The following is a 13,946-nucleotide window of genomic DNA, read 5'->3' as shown; positions in this document are numbered from 1 at the left end:
TATAAAGAGTCATAACAAACACCGAAACCCGGAGGACTTATGAAAAGATCCACTATGACTTTGAAATTGAAACTGATCGCCGCTGTGATTCTGCTGCCACTGTTCGGACATGCCAACATGACCGTTCGCAACCAAACACCTTACATCGCGCAATATGTGATTAAAAAAGGCGACATGGTCATTGCCCGTCTGCCAGGCATCGCACCCGACGCGCAAATGCTGATTCCCACCGACAGCACCTATGAAGTGACGGCCTCTGCCTTTATCAACGGCAACACCTACACCTCGGCGCCGTTGGCCGTGACCGGCCCGATGGGATTCCTGGCGCAGGTCGTTCAGAATCCATCTCAAGGCACCTATGAGTTTAATGTCGTGGAAATCCCCACTTCAAAACCGAACGCTTTGATCTTCGAAAAAACGTGCCTCAGCCCGGTCGTTTTCACCATCTCCAAAGACGGCCGGCCGGTTCAGAATGTCGTGGTCAACAACAGCTTTGAAACTCAGGAGCTTTTCATTGATGACGTTTACTACATCTATGCCGTGATCAACGGCGTGACCACAGACGTCTATACAACGACAAATCCGAATGCCACCATCACAGCAACGGTGGATCATTCGGATCTGGGGCCGGGTTACTTCAGTCTGGTGATTGATTAGAAACTAATAACCTTCGTCAGGCTCACCGTTATAACGGCACTTGGCATCTGTATGAACTTTCTTTGCGCCACTGCGAAGGTCATCAGTTGTGATGGTGTTGGCCTGACGATCCACGGTAACCACATAAAGATCATTGGCATAATCTTTCACCTGACCGTTTTGCCAGCGCGGAGACAGGAAGCCCTCATTGTTGGATGCCGTCAGCAGAATCGCCATATCGGCCTCAATCATCAGCACATCCTCGGCCTTGTTCTTGTCAGCATCAAACCCTTTGCAGGTGATCGTTCCATCAGCCAAAGCCGAAGACGCAACGACTGACATCAAAGAAAACAAGATCCACTTTTTCATAAAGCCTCCAAATAATTAAGCACCCACCCTTTGTTGCAAGGCCCTTGCCCGCGCAAAGTGGTTTAATTTACTTATAAAGCCGCCACCCCTGTTAAAAAGGCTGCGGGGGTGACAAATTAGAGCGGCGCCCTCCCCGAACCCGGATGAGGTAATAGACCAAGGCCAAATTCCCCAGCGTGATTGCGATCCGAATCCATGTGGGGTGCTGAATCAGTTTGTACATTTCAATGGGCACATAAAGGCTGCCAGAAAGAATCGCCAGCCATTCTGCCCAGGCCTTGGCAAACCACAACCCCACGGCTTCAATCAGCCGCAGCAATGCATACAATAAAGCCACACCGGCCATCATCAAAACGCTGGAGTCGTTGATATTGTCGAGCAACCGCCGAAATACTCCGGCCAATGCGCCGTGATCCAGTCCCAGATGATGCACAATCTGCGAACTTGATTCCTGAACGTCGGTTCCCAATAAATGCAAAAGTTCAAAGCCCACCAGCAAAACGAAAAGGCCCTTGGCTCCCTCGAATACCGCAATGGCCCTGAGCCCCCGATTCTGACTCACGAATCCTCCAAAAGCAGGACCATTATGCCCTGATTTTGTCTCATTTTGATACAGCGACTGCGAAGACACAGATGAAGCTCCGGTAATCTCTGGGAACATCATGTCTTTGTCAGATTTTTCCGATAAATTCAGAATGAAAAAGACTGAAAACTTTGGAACGCTGCTTGGTGTTTTACTTCTTTCTTGCACTTTGATTTCCTGCCAGACTCCGGCACAAAGAAATCCCAGCTCTACCGAGGTCCCGCCGGATGTGGCGCCTTACGTGCAAAAGCTTTACAGCGATAAATTGCAGGCCGAACTGAACAAAGAACAATTGCTGATTCTGAAAAGACGGCAGTCGACTCCGCATCCGCACAAAAAAGACTCGTTCCCTCAGGAAACCCGCGAAGAACGCGACTACAAGGAAATGAACGCCCGCCAAGAGCGTCAGTTGCAGGTGGTAAGTCAAAGTTCGGCGCTGGCTCAACAACGCATTAACGCCCTTCGAGCTGACGCTCCGGTTTCAGTTTTGACCAGCAACAACGAATCCTGGAGAAAACAGGAACAACGCCTGGAGATGGGCTCAATCGCTGAGTTCGCCCTGCGCGACGGCCAGATTCAGCGCATCTTCAAATTCGACCGCATGCACGCCAAAGACTATGAAGTGCAGATCAAGAACTATCTGATCAGCGCTGACGATCCGAATGAAGAGCGTAAAAATGAACACTTCGATGCGACCGTGACCTGTGACGGCCCCTTCCGCATCAAAAAGACTTTCTCGGACAAAAAGTTTGTGGCTTACCAGAAAGCCACCTTCCGCATGTACGACAACAAATACAATGGCGACAACCTGCGCCTGATCCCGGCAAGCTCGGTGACCAGTTGTGAACTGAAAGCAGGCCCCGCGGGTGCACCCGCGCAGTTTGGGGTGCGCTTTGTTGAACCGGCCAATCCCTATCTGGATTTGCACAACCTGGTTGAAGGCTGCCTGATGCCTCGCACAGACAACCTGACTGGCATCGAAAAATTCTTCCTGACTGACAAGTATTCCTCCATGACCTGCCCGCAGGCCGTCCCGTCCGTGGTGAATCTGCCAGAGGCGGTGGACTCGCTGAAATCGAAAGCGGAAGTTCTGCTGGGCCAGCCTTTACCGGGAAACTTCATGGACTTGCACGACCCTTATGCACCCCTGGATTTTTCAAAGGCACCGTACTTTGACAGCATCTATGTGTCCTATTTGGTGTTCCGTGCTGACTATTATGGGACCTTTATGGCGCGGCTGCTGGATTTCCACGCCAAACGCGGCACCAAAGTAAAGATCCTGGTGGCGGGCGTGATCACTCTGGAAAAAGATGAAGTTCTGCTGCGCAAACTGGAAGCCCAGAACCCGAATATCCAACTGCAGGAACTAAAGTACAAAGTTCCATCCGGCGGCAGCCTGGGCGACCGTTTCGATCGTCTGCACCGCTCGATGCACGTGAAGCTGCTATTGACCCTGTCGAAGAAAGAGCCCAAAAACAACGTGGCCTTTATCGGTGGTCGTAACATTCATGACGGTTTCATCTTTAAGAAGCCTTACGATTATCCCCGTCCGGAAATGGTGAACTATGTGAAGGGCGATGAAAGTTTCGTGCACTGGCGCGACTTTGAATTCAAAATTCACGACAAGGACTTCACTGAAAAGGTGGCGGCCCACTTCCTGACCCTGTGGGATCGTGACTATAAAACGATGCAATTCCGCAGCATCAACGTCAACGTGCCCATGGCGTCTCAGGTCAGCCCTTCTTACTTTAACAGCCGCGAACCTTTGGTGCGGCACTTTATGTCGGTTCCTTACAAGGACGACGAAAGCCTGATTCAGTTCTATGTGGAAATGCTCGACAGCGCGAAAAAGAAAATCATGATCTCCACCCCGTACTTCCGCCCGCCCACACCTATTGTCGAAGCACTGGAGCGCGCGGCCGGCCGTGGAGTTCAAGTCACCGTCATCACCCGTCTGGATCTGAAAGGCGACACGGTTGACTGGATCTTGAGTGAATCCAACAAACCGACCGTGAACCGTTTGTTCCAGCAACTGGCGATCTACGAGTACACCGAACCGAAGGTGATTCTGCATTCAAAAATTGTTTTGATTGACGATGTGTATTCGTTCCTGGGTTCCGTGAACCTGAACAAACGCAGCTTCATCCACGACATGGAAAACGGGGCGATGATTTACGGAGCGGCCTATAACCGCGAAATGACGGAAATCTATAATCAGTATAAAAAAGATTCCCGACTGATCGACGACCGTCTGAAGCGAAACTATTTCAAAGCCATGATTCTGGGCGTATTCGACACAGAATTCTAGGATCAGGATTAAGTTCCTGTCATAAAATAAAAGAAACTGGAGGGGTGCGAATCCCCTCTGTTACAACCTAAGGTCTCAAATAAATCAGGAGGCCTTACCATGTGGAAGCTGACCCTTTCCTTTGCCATCGTTTTTTCCGCACTTAGTGCAAACGCATCCTTTGTCACCATCACTCAATGTGATTCTGCATCCAGTACCCACACGTTGAAGATCGTTCAGGATGGTGATGATGCTGAAGTGACCTTGGGCGACAAAAAGCCTCACAAGTACGACGACCTGGTCAGCAAAGCTCCGGGCAGCAAGAAATACAAACTCACCGGGCAGATGACGAACACCTTCCGCGTGGCCGATATCAGCCTGCCTGAACTGCGCGACACTCAAAAGGTAACAGATTTGGTGGCGTCATTGATGTTCCAACGCCCTGAATTCGACGGCGAATACGACATGGTCTATTCCTACGCCAGCGAACTGGTTCATGATCTGAACTGTCGCTAGTTTGTAGAAATAAAAAAGCCCGCTGTAACGCGGGCTTTTTCATTTTTGAATGTCAGATCACTCTAGTGAGTGGTGTCCAGCATCTTAACAACTTCTTCGATATGCTCAGTTTCCATGCGCACCATGGAACGGATCAGTTCTTCCAAGGCAACGTCATCACCGCAGTGTTTAAGTACTGCTTTGTACTTGGCCAAAGCGGCCTGTTCAAACTCAAGGCTTTCTTTTAGGATGTCCAAAACCTTGTGAGTTTTGGTTTCAGGAACCGGAGATACGCGCAAAGTGGGATGACCACCCAAGGCCGTCACTTTTTCGCCCATCATGGACGCATGCTGGTAACCTTCGTTCGCCTGTTCATGGAACCATTTCACGATAGGAATGCGGTTCGGTCCTTTCACCATCAAAGCATAGTGCAAGTAACGAACAACGCCAGAGATCTCCATCTCGATAATTTCATTCAAAAGATCCACTACTTTTTTGTTTTCTTTAGTCATAAGACCTCCACCCCCCGAATGATTACAGAATCAGTCAGCCAAGGCAACAGTTGAAAACGTATTGAGAATAATCAAACTTGATAATCGTTTTCGATTTCACTTAGACAGGACCTTTGCCGACGGTGTCTCGAATGAAAAGAGGGAAGCTTTCGCTTCCCTCTCGATTGACACTGTATAGCCAGAAAAAACAACCAGGCACCTTTTATTCATCGTCGAGCTCGTCGTCGCCGACTACGCCCAGATTGTATTTTTCGATGCGATATCGCATGGATCGGAAGGAGATGTGAAGCAGCTTTGCAGCTCTCTTTTTCACGCCGCCCGCAGAGTGGATGGCTTTGATCAGAAGTTCTTTTTCGATCTGACCCATCACCTTGTCCAAATCAACCCCATCGTCACCGATTTCGATTTCATTGGAGGAAGCCATTTTACGACCGGAAGAAGTGTTCACCATCGGTGGCAAAGACTCTGGAAGAATCGTCGCCCCGCCTTCCAAGGCCACCGTGCGCTCGATCATGTTTTCAAGCTCACGCACGTTTCCTGGATAGTCGTACTTTTTCAGGATTTCCATCGCATCCGCACTGATGGCGCCGATGTTTTTATTCAGACGCTCATTGTACTTTTTCAGGAAGTGATTGGCCAAAAGCGGGATATCATCACGACGGTCACGAAGGCCCGGCGTTTTGATATTGATAACATTCAGACGATAGAACAAATCCTGACGGAAGCCGCCCTTTTGAACCATCTCTTCCAGATTACGGTTGGTAGCGGCGATGATACGCACATCCACCTTCATGTCTTCCGTCGCACCCACGCGGCGGATCACACGCTCTTGAATCGCACGAAGAAGTTTGACCTGAATTGTCAGCGGCAATTCACCGACCTCATCCAGGAACAGAGTACCGCCGTCAGCGACCTCGAAAAGACCCGCTTTATCAGCCACCGCACCGGTGAAAGAGCCTTTTTTATGACCGAACATTTCAGATTCCATCAGGTTTTCAGGAATGGCACCGCAGTTCACTGTTACAAACGGACGGTCTTTCAACGGACCGTTATAGTGAATTGCTTTTGCCACAACCTCTTTACCAGTACCGGATTCCCCTGTGATCAAAACGTTGGTTGGCGTCTGGGAGACACGCTTCACCATATCGTAGATCGCATGCATTGCCGGGGAATTCCCCACCATGTTCTGGAAGGAGTATTCTTTTACCAGTTCCTTTTTCAAGGATCTGTTTTCCACTTCCAAATTACGGGAACGAAGTGCGTTCTGGATGTTCAGACGAACTTCATCGATTTTGAATGGTTTTGTCAGGTAATCGTAGGCACCCATCTTCATCGCCTCCACCGCTGTTTCGGTTGTACCGAAAGCTGTGATCAGCATGAAAACTGTGTCTGGATAGGATTCTTTGACGTGCTTCAGAAGCTCAATCCCCGTCACATGGGGCATCTGCAAGTCAGAGATGATCATATCAAAGGTTTTTTTCGTCAGAAGGTCTTTCGCCTTTTGGCCGTCCTCAGCCAAAGTGATCTCATAGCCTTCTTTTTTCAGCATGATCTCTAAAAACTCGCGTATTGATTCTTCGTCATCGACAACAAGAATTCTCGACTTCATTTATGTGCTCCCACGTCCTTGTGTTAAAAACTATTCTCTCAGTGTGCTCTGGGGAAAGTCAAAATAAACTCAGTACCTACGCCCACTTCACTCTCCACGAACACCTGCGCCCCGTGACCTTCCAAAATCTTATGAGTCACAGCTAGACCAAGGCCTGTGCCTTTCGGCTTTGTTGTATGGAAAGGTTCAAACATTTTCTTGCGGGTCGCTTCACTCATCCCGCATCCCGCATCACGGATGCGCACGCGCACTTCCTTGTCGGTGACCAAAGCCTTCACCGCGATCTGCGGTTTCTGAGAATCATTCATAGCCTGATAGGAATTGATGATGATGTTCAGGAATGCCTGCTTCAATTTGTCCCGACGGCCCAGAATCTTCAACCCGGCCTCGTACTCGCGCACCTGCTCCACATCGGCGCGGACCTGGGCATTGAGCTTCATTGAATCCAGCACCTCGGTGATCAACGAAGACAGGTCCACCGCATCTGTCGGCGGCACTTCCGGACGCGCATAATCCAGGAACTCGGTGATCAGGTTATTCAGGCGGTCAATCTCACGCAAAACGATTTTCATCAGCTTGCGGTCATCGTCGTTGTTCACGGTCTGAGTCAGAAGCTCGATACTGCCGCTGATACCGGCCAACGGATTGCGGATTTCATGGGCAATACCCGCCGCCAAGCCGCCGACGGCTGCCAGCTTTTCATTTTGTCTGGCAGCATATTCAAGCTGACGAATCTTGGTCAGGTCATCAAACAACCCGATGGACAAATGCGCTTTCAACTCGGGACTGTAGATCTTTGACAAAGTCATACCCAGGATCTTCGCATTGGCATCATTCTTCGGCGTGTACTTCACATCACCTTTAAACAGCCCTTCAGATCTGCGTGTCTCTGGGAACAATTCATACCAGTTCAGCGTGGATAGATCCGAATACCCCAGAATCTCGGCGGCGGAAGAATTGGCTTTCACCACCTCACCGGATTCAGTGAAAGACACCATCCCGGTCGGAATGTTTTCCACCAGAACCTCGTTCAGCTCTTGCGCGGAACGAAGGCTTGCCCCTGTTTCTGACAGTTCTTTCCCCACGGTCTGCAACTGCTCACTCAGGTATCCGGACAGCCCGGCGACTGAGAAGAAGGCAATATTATTCAAAGCCAGCAGGAAGAAGAAGTTCAAAGCCTTCATCTCTGGTGAAAACAGCGCCGCCACGGTAAAGAAGATGCTTGTGAACAGAGCCAGTGTCACCGCGCCGACGCCACGGCAGGCAATCCCCGCCAGCAGGATGTTCACCAGATGCAGGAACAAAAACAGCGACTGATTGATCCCGGAATAATAAATCAAAAAAGAGATCAGCAGGGAATCAACGACAAAGCCCGCAAACAGCAACCACGGGCTTTTCAGCAGCCGGTCCCACATCGAGAACCACACCACATGGGCGCCAAAGGCCACACTCAGGATCGCATAGAATGGACCCAGAATCTGCCAGTTGATGAAACCTTCCTGAAACACACTGGAAACCGCACTGATCAGCAAAATCAACGCAAAAAGGCTGACGCGGGTAAATTCCACCGTCAGCCCCTGATTTTTACTGTTCTGCAAAGCAAAACTTAAACGCATCTATTGAACCACATCCGCCATGTTGAAGATCGGAAGATACATCGCCACAACCAGAACCGCGATGATACCGCCCAGAACAACCATCAACAGTGGTTCCAGCAAAGAGGTCATCGCTTTTACAGCCGTTTCAACTTCATCTTCATAGAAATCCGCGATTTTACCCAGCATGATATCCATCGTACCAGACTGCTCCCCGATAGAGATCATCTGAACCACCATCTCCGGGAACGCTTTTTCCTTTGCCAGCGGGGAAGCGAAAGTTCGCCCTGCCGTCACCGACTCTTTACAGCGAAGCAAAGACTGCTCGATCACCACATTGCCCGCAGTTTTAGCAGAGATCTCAATAGCCTCGATCAAGCCCACACCGGAAGAAAGCAATGTTGACAAAGTGCGGGTCAAACGCGCGATTGCGGATTTTTGCACAACCTCACCAAACACCGGCGCTTTCATGATGAAACGGTCGAAGGCATCTTTGCCCCCGTCGGTTTTCAACCACTGCATCAAAGCCATCGGGCCGACAATCAGAACACCCAGATAGATGTACCAGTTGTTGATCATCGAGTTACTCAGGTTAACAACCATCATGGTCAGCATTGGCGGCTCTTTTCCGGAACCGGCGAAGAACTCCATGAACTTAGGAATGATGAAAACCAAAATACCGGCGATCACGATCATCGCCACGACGATGATGACCATCGGATAAACCAAAGCCCCTTTCACCTGGGCTTTGATTTTTTCGGACTTTTCCATGTAACTCGCCAGACGCTGCAGGATGCCGTCAAGGATACCGGCCTCTTCCCCCGCCTGAATCATATTCACATACAATTTATCAAAGACATTCGGAACCTGCGCCATCGAATCAGCCAGACGACGGCCCCCTTCGATAGAGGTTTTAACTTGCGCGGAAGCTTCTTTCAAAAGACCCGGGCGCAAACCTTCAGACAGGATTTTCAAAGAATCCACCACCGGGATACCGGCGTTGATCAAAGTTGCAAACTGACGAGTGAAGATCTGCAGGTCCTTCCCTTTTACGGTGGGAGCAAACAGACTGGCCGTTTTTCCCGCGGAAGCGCGCGTAGCGCCGAAGGCTACCACCCGCACTGGCAAAAGCTGCTGGGCGCGCAGACGGATAATGGCTTCCTGCTGGGAAGCCGCTTCGATCTCGCCCTGAACCATTTGGCCAGAGGCATTCTTGGCCTGATACTGGAATTTTGCCATCTTAGATACCTACCTTCTTAAGAAGCTGATCAAGATTGTCCGGGTCGCGGGACACTTCAAACGCGGTTTTTAAATCCACGCGACGACGGATCAGATGCTGCAACAAAGACTGATTCAAAGTCAGGATGCCGGAGTTTTCCGGAGCCTGGGTCAAAAGATTTTCCAAAGATTTCAGATCCTGATCTTCAATCAGGCCGCGCACCTGAGGCTTCATCAGAAGCACTTCATGTGCAAAAACCTTTTCACCGCTCAGACCCGCCACCGGATACTGACCGGAAGCCATCGTCAGCACTTCCGCCAGACGAGGGGCGCCGTGTTCTCCAAAACGCTCACCCAAAGTGGAAAGCGCACGACGAAGAGCATTTGTCACTGATGGAGCCTTCATGGAATAAATCACGAACACACCCTGTTCGGCCAAAGACAAAGCCTCCAGCAAAGATTCTTCGTCGTTAAAGCCGTCATAGACGACCATGTCCACGCCGGCCATCAGACTTTCTTTTTCTTCCGGGCGGGCAAATTCACCGTTGTGATAGATATAGCAGGATCTGGATTCACGCACCTGCGGAAACGCCTTGCGCGAAAACACCACACCCAGGAATGACTTTTCATCAGAGATTTTCTGCAGAATTCGGTGCAGGGCCCACACCTGACCGGCTTCACCCGGACCGGACAACAGCACCAGACCCTTCATGCGCAGACAAGCTTCCAGCAACGACGGGGGCAGCGCCACTTCCTGCTTTCCACCGTCAAGATCCATGTCCAAAACAGCCTTCATGGTGCTGTCCTGCTGGAAGAAGGAAAAACCAATACGCAATGTATCCAGTGCTGCTTCCCCTTGCACCACACCCGTGGTTTCAAGCACCGCTTTTTGCTGGGTGCTGAGCAGGCTTTGCTGCAAAAGATTCCATTCCGTCATCAACGCAGGTGATGAGCGCAAACTTGTCCAGCCTGAAGCCAGACGAGCACGCGGCTCACTGCCGACAACAAATAAAAATTCTTCCGCTTTTTTGGCTTTAGCCTGCAAAAGGAGCTCGGTCAGACTCATTAGGTGTCCTTCACTGATGCGTTGAGCACTTCTTCAATAGTTGTTACGCCACGTTTTAGTTTCAAAAGCGCACTTCGGCGCAGGGTTCTCATCCCCTGTTCACGGGCCAGGAAACGAAGCTGTCCGGTGGAGGCACCCTTCAAGATGGCCTCTTTCATTTTCTCGGTCATGGCCAGCAATTCGTAAATCGCCAGACGGCCTTTGATGCCGGTGTTGTTGCAGTTGGCGCAACCCTTTCCACGCATCAATTTATATTCCCCGATTTCAGCCTGCGGCACGCCCAGATTCAGCAGAGTCTGCGCCGGCACTTCCACCGGAGCCTTGCAGGATTCACAGACTTTACCGACCAGACGCTGGGCCACGATCAGATTCACTGTCGAAGTGATAATGTATGGAGCCACACCCATCTCGGTCAGACGAATGACAGTTCCAGGAGCATCGTTGGTGTGCAGGGTGCTGACGACCAAGTGACCTGTGGAGGCCGCTTTAAAGGCGATCTCGGCGGTTTCAAGGTCACGAATCTCCCCCACCATCACGACATCCGGATCCTGACGCAGGAAGGATTTCAGGGCGCTGGAAAAATTCAGATCGATATCCGGGTTCATCTGAACCTGGTTGATACCTTCCAAGTTGAACTCCACCGGATCTTCCGCCGTGGAGATGTTCACATCCGGCTGATTCAGTTCCGCCAAGGCAGAATAAATCGTCGTGGTTTTACCCGAACCCGTCGGTCCTGTGATCAAAACCATGCCTTGCGGCAGATTGATGGTGGCTTTAAACAATTTCAAATCGTCTTCTTCAAAGCCGAGCTTCGTCATATCCAACTGCAAATTGGATTTATCCAAAAGACGCAGAACGACCTTTTCACCCCAAAGCGTTGGCAAAACACTGACACGGAAATCCATCTCTTTGGCCTTGGTGCGCACTTTCAAACGACCATCCTGCGGACGGCGTTTTTCGGCGATATCAAGTTTGGACATGATCTTGATACGAGAAGCAATCGCCGCCGCCGTGCCTGCCGGAGGCGCTGTGGCTTCTACCAGATTACCGTCAATACGGAAACGCACGCGGTATTTTTTCTCGTAGGGTTCAAAGTGAATATCAGATACTTTCTTACGGATCGCATCCGCCAGAATCGAGTTCACGAACTTGATGATCGGCGCGTCTTCAGACCCGCCGTCCTGATCGATGACTTCGGTGGCCGGCCCCGCACTGAGGATGAAATCATCCTCGTCGCCAACACCCATGGTGTTCAAAGACTTGGTGCTGATGCTGCCACCATAGTATTTTTCGATACCGGACATGATGGCGCTTTCCGTCCCCACCACCGCTTGGATGCGGCAACGGGTGATAAAGCGCAAATCTTCTTTGACTATAATATTAGAGGGATCGGCAAAGGCCACGACCAGAGTGTTCCCGGCTTTTTGCAGCGGGATCAGGGTGTTTTTTTCGCACACATCCTTGGGAATCATTGCAATGACACTTGCATCGATTTCAAACGTGTTGACCTCGACCCCTGGAACCGCAAAGTGTTTTTCAACAGCGCGAAGGATCTGATTGTCTTTTAAGTAACCGAGTTGAATGATGGAATTCGTCAGCTTCTGCCCGGTTTTTTTCTGCTCTTCGATGGCCAACGCCAATTGATCAGGCTTGAGCAAACCTTGCTTGACTAGAATTTCCCCGATTTTGAGTGAAGACATTAGGACTCCCCTGGACTCACTTTACTCCAGGGTGCCATTTTTTGTAACTAGACTGAGGATGAGTTTTCTTTCAAAAAGCGGGTCCAGCTTTCGTGAATCTCTTCGTTGCTCAGATTATGATTCGGATGCAGACGCTCCAGCCACAAACGTGTCAGCGCCTCGGCGACCAGCACCGGATGCAGCACCCGCAGCTCGGCTTTTTCGGCTTCTTCCAGCAACAGATTCTGCAGCGGCAACAAGTTCAGGTCCAGGGCATAGCCAGTGCCCTTCATATAATTGAAGTAAGACAAATCCGTCAGCAGTGCCTGCTGCCCTGATAAATCCACCGTGTTCACCACAATGCCGGCACTCACCGCCTGCATTGTCAGTTCATCAATTGGCAAAATATGGAAACGAATCCCCAGATGGGATTTCATCAAAGCCTGCTGATGTTCCTCCAGGCCTTCAGCTTCCCCCACCAGATAAATATCTGAAATACCCATCAGCGCCAGCACCGAAGCGACCACGCGGGCCTCTTCGTTGTGCCCGATCACAAAAGCCGGGGTGCGAATATCCAGATCGCGGGCATCAGCCACCAAAACCATGCGCAAAGCCTCATGCAACAGCACCCGCGGATACCAGGATCCGTCTTCTGAAAAGAAAGAATCCAGAACCTGCACCGCCCGAACCTGCGTGGGCAGCACTTTCATTTGCGGCAGAATTTCGGAAGACAATGACGGAGCGACTTTAACCGCCGCCGCCCCTTGAAAAACCCCTGCGGAAAATTCACTGACCGTTTCAAACTGCCAGTCCCAGCCCTTTTCACTGGCCAAAGACTGCATAAAACGCATGAACTGTCCTGGTGTGCCGTCCGGCCGGATCTCACGAATGAGGGTGCTCATCAAAATACTTTCTGGCGTCGGCCATGTCGTTTTGAATCTGGTTTTTCAGCTCTTCAATGCCCGAGAATTTTTTTTCATCGCGCAGGAATTTCAGCAGGTAAACCTCCACTTCAATTCCGTAAAGCTGAGCATCAAAATCGAACAAATGCGTTTCGATTTTCACCGGACCCTTGCCGTTTTCCTGGAAGGTGGGATTCACTCCGATGTTGGTGATGGAAGGATGCAGATGCGCTCCGATTTTGGTCAGAGTGCAGTACACACCCTGACGCGGAATAAACTCGACATCCGGGTGAACATTGGCTGTCGGAACACCGATGGTGCGCCCGCGCTGAAAGCCTTTTTCCACATGACCACGCAAATAGTAAGTGCGCGCCAAAAGATCATTGGCCTTTTCCACCTCACCGTTTTTCAGATGTTCACGGATGCGCGTGGAAGACACCACCGCCCCTTCAAACTGGAACGGCGGAATGATGATCAGGCGAATGCCTTTTTCGGCGCAGTATCTTTCCAGGAACGGGATGTTGCCGGCGCGGTCAGCTCCAAAGTTAAAATCATGCCCCACCACCAGGGTTTTGGGATTCAGTTGCTTCAGGACATAATTATCCAAAAACTGCTGCGGAGTGACCTTGGCAAAGTCCCGGGTGAATTCCTCGATAATGACGTTTTCGATGCCGCGTTTTTCAAACTGTTCCTGCTGGTCTTTCAGGTCGAAAAGACGATAAGTGGCCCTTTCAGGGTGAAGAACCTTCACGGGGTGAGGATGGAAAGTATACACAACCGACGGGACCCCGAAATACTGAGCCTCTCGCACGACATTTTCAATAAGCTGCTGGTGGCCCAGATGGACCCCGTCAAAATTCCCTATAGTGACGACAGACGCCGCCAAGGGAGCGCTCAGATGTTTGGCACCTTGATAAACCTGCATATTTTTCAATATACCCGTTTCTACGCCTCCCGGTAAGAGCTTTTAATCGTTGAATTTTTCAATAAATTTG

General features: G+C 50.5%; 13 protein-coding genes. 3 read left to right on the top strand and 10 right to left on the bottom strand.

All coding sequences use genetic code 11. The features are described from left to right. Positions 1 to 39 precede the first annotated feature (39 nt). A complete protein-coding gene (locus ACZ520_RS06970; protein ID WP_374032601.1) occupies positions 40 to 657 on the top strand; it encodes a hypothetical protein in 618 nt (205 codons plus the stop codon). Positions 658 to 660: 3 nt separating this feature from the next. Here the strand turns inward: ACZ520_RS06970 and ACZ520_RS06965 are convergent, their stop codons facing one another. After that, the gene (locus tag ACZ520_RS06965; RefSeq protein WP_374032600.1) at positions 661 to 1,005 is read right to left on the bottom strand and encodes a hypothetical protein; all 345 of its coding nucleotides are present in this window, start codon (positions 1,003 to 1,005) and stop codon (positions 661 to 663) included. A gap of 91 nt (positions 1,006 to 1,096) precedes the next feature. After that, positions 1,097 to 1,636 (bottom strand): DUF2127 domain-containing protein, encoded by a 540-nt coding sequence (locus ACZ520_RS06960; protein ID WP_416481080.1) that lies wholly within the window; start codon positions 1,634 to 1,636, stop codon positions 1,097 to 1,099. Between the two features lie 64 nt (positions 1,637 to 1,700). Between ACZ520_RS06960 and ACZ520_RS06955 the strand changes: the two genes are divergently transcribed. Next, complete coding sequence (locus tag ACZ520_RS06955) at positions 1,701 to 3,896, top strand: phospholipase D-like domain-containing protein (RefSeq protein ID WP_416481079.1); 2,196 nt, start codon at positions 1,701 to 1,703, stop codon at positions 3,894 to 3,896. Between the two features lie 99 nt (positions 3,897 to 3,995). Beyond that, positions 3,996 to 4,391 (top strand): hypothetical protein, encoded by a 396-nt coding sequence (locus tag ACZ520_RS06950; protein ID WP_088565588.1) that lies wholly within the window; start codon positions 3,996 to 3,998, stop codon positions 4,389 to 4,391. Between the two features lie 62 nt (positions 4,392 to 4,453). Here ACZ520_RS06950 and ACZ520_RS06945 read toward each other — a convergent pair whose 3' ends face one another. The 8 genes from ACZ520_RS06945 to ACZ520_RS06910 form a co-directional block, all read right to left on the bottom strand. Further along, entirely contained in the window at positions 4,454 to 4,882 is a 429-nt protein-coding gene (locus tag ACZ520_RS06945) for a ferritin-like domain-containing protein (RefSeq protein ID WP_011163996.1), read from the bottom strand. A gap of 202 nt (positions 4,883 to 5,084) precedes the next feature. Continuing rightward, positions 5,085 to 6,491 (bottom strand): sigma-54-dependent transcriptional regulator, encoded by a 1,407-nt coding sequence (locus ACZ520_RS06940; protein ID WP_088565589.1) that lies wholly within the window; start codon positions 6,489 to 6,491, stop codon positions 5,085 to 5,087. 38 nt (positions 6,492 to 6,529) lie between these two features. Continuing rightward, positions 6,530 to 8,107, bottom strand: a complete 1,578-nt coding sequence (locus ACZ520_RS06935; protein ID WP_088565590.1) for a two-component system sensor histidine kinase NtrB — start codon at positions 8,105 to 8,107, stop codon at positions 6,530 to 6,532. Beyond that, positions 8,108 to 9,325: a type II secretion system F family protein gene (locus tag ACZ520_RS06930; RefSeq protein WP_088565591.1), complete on the bottom strand. Its 1,218-nt coding sequence runs from the start codon at positions 9,323 to 9,325 to the stop codon at positions 8,108 to 8,110. 1 nt (position 9,326) lies between these two features. Then, positions 9,327 to 10,370, bottom strand: coding sequence for a twitching motility protein PilT (locus tag ACZ520_RS06925; protein ID WP_088565592.1), 1,044 nt, complete (start codon positions 10,368 to 10,370; stop codon positions 9,327 to 9,329). Beyond that, positions 10,370 to 12,070, bottom strand: a complete 1,701-nt coding sequence (pilB, locus tag ACZ520_RS06920) for a type IV-A pilus assembly ATPase PilB (protein WP_088565593.1) — start codon at positions 12,068 to 12,070, stop codon at positions 10,370 to 10,372. Before pilB ends, ACZ520_RS06925 begins: the two co-directional genes overlap by 1 nt. A 47-nt stretch (positions 12,071 to 12,117) precedes the next feature. Further along, on the bottom strand, positions 12,118 to 12,951 hold the full coding sequence (locus tag ACZ520_RS06915; RefSeq protein ID WP_088565594.1) for a hypothetical protein: 834 nt from the start codon (positions 12,949 to 12,951) through the stop codon (positions 12,118 to 12,120). After that, positions 12,932 to 13,876 carry a bifunctional riboflavin kinase/FAD synthetase gene (locus tag ACZ520_RS06910; RefSeq protein WP_088565595.1) on the bottom strand — a complete coding sequence of 315 codons (945 nt, stop codon included), beginning with the start codon at positions 13,874 to 13,876 and terminating at the stop codon, positions 12,932 to 12,934. Before ACZ520_RS06910 ends, ACZ520_RS06915 begins: the two co-directional genes overlap by 20 nt. Between the last annotated feature and the right edge of the window lie 70 nt (positions 13,877 to 13,946).

The sequence above is a fragment of the Bdellovibrio sp. BIS2 genome (genome assembly GCF_055398295.1).
The sequence above is the reverse complement of the archived record's forward strand: the minus strand, read 5'-3'. Positions and strand labels throughout refer to the sequence as shown.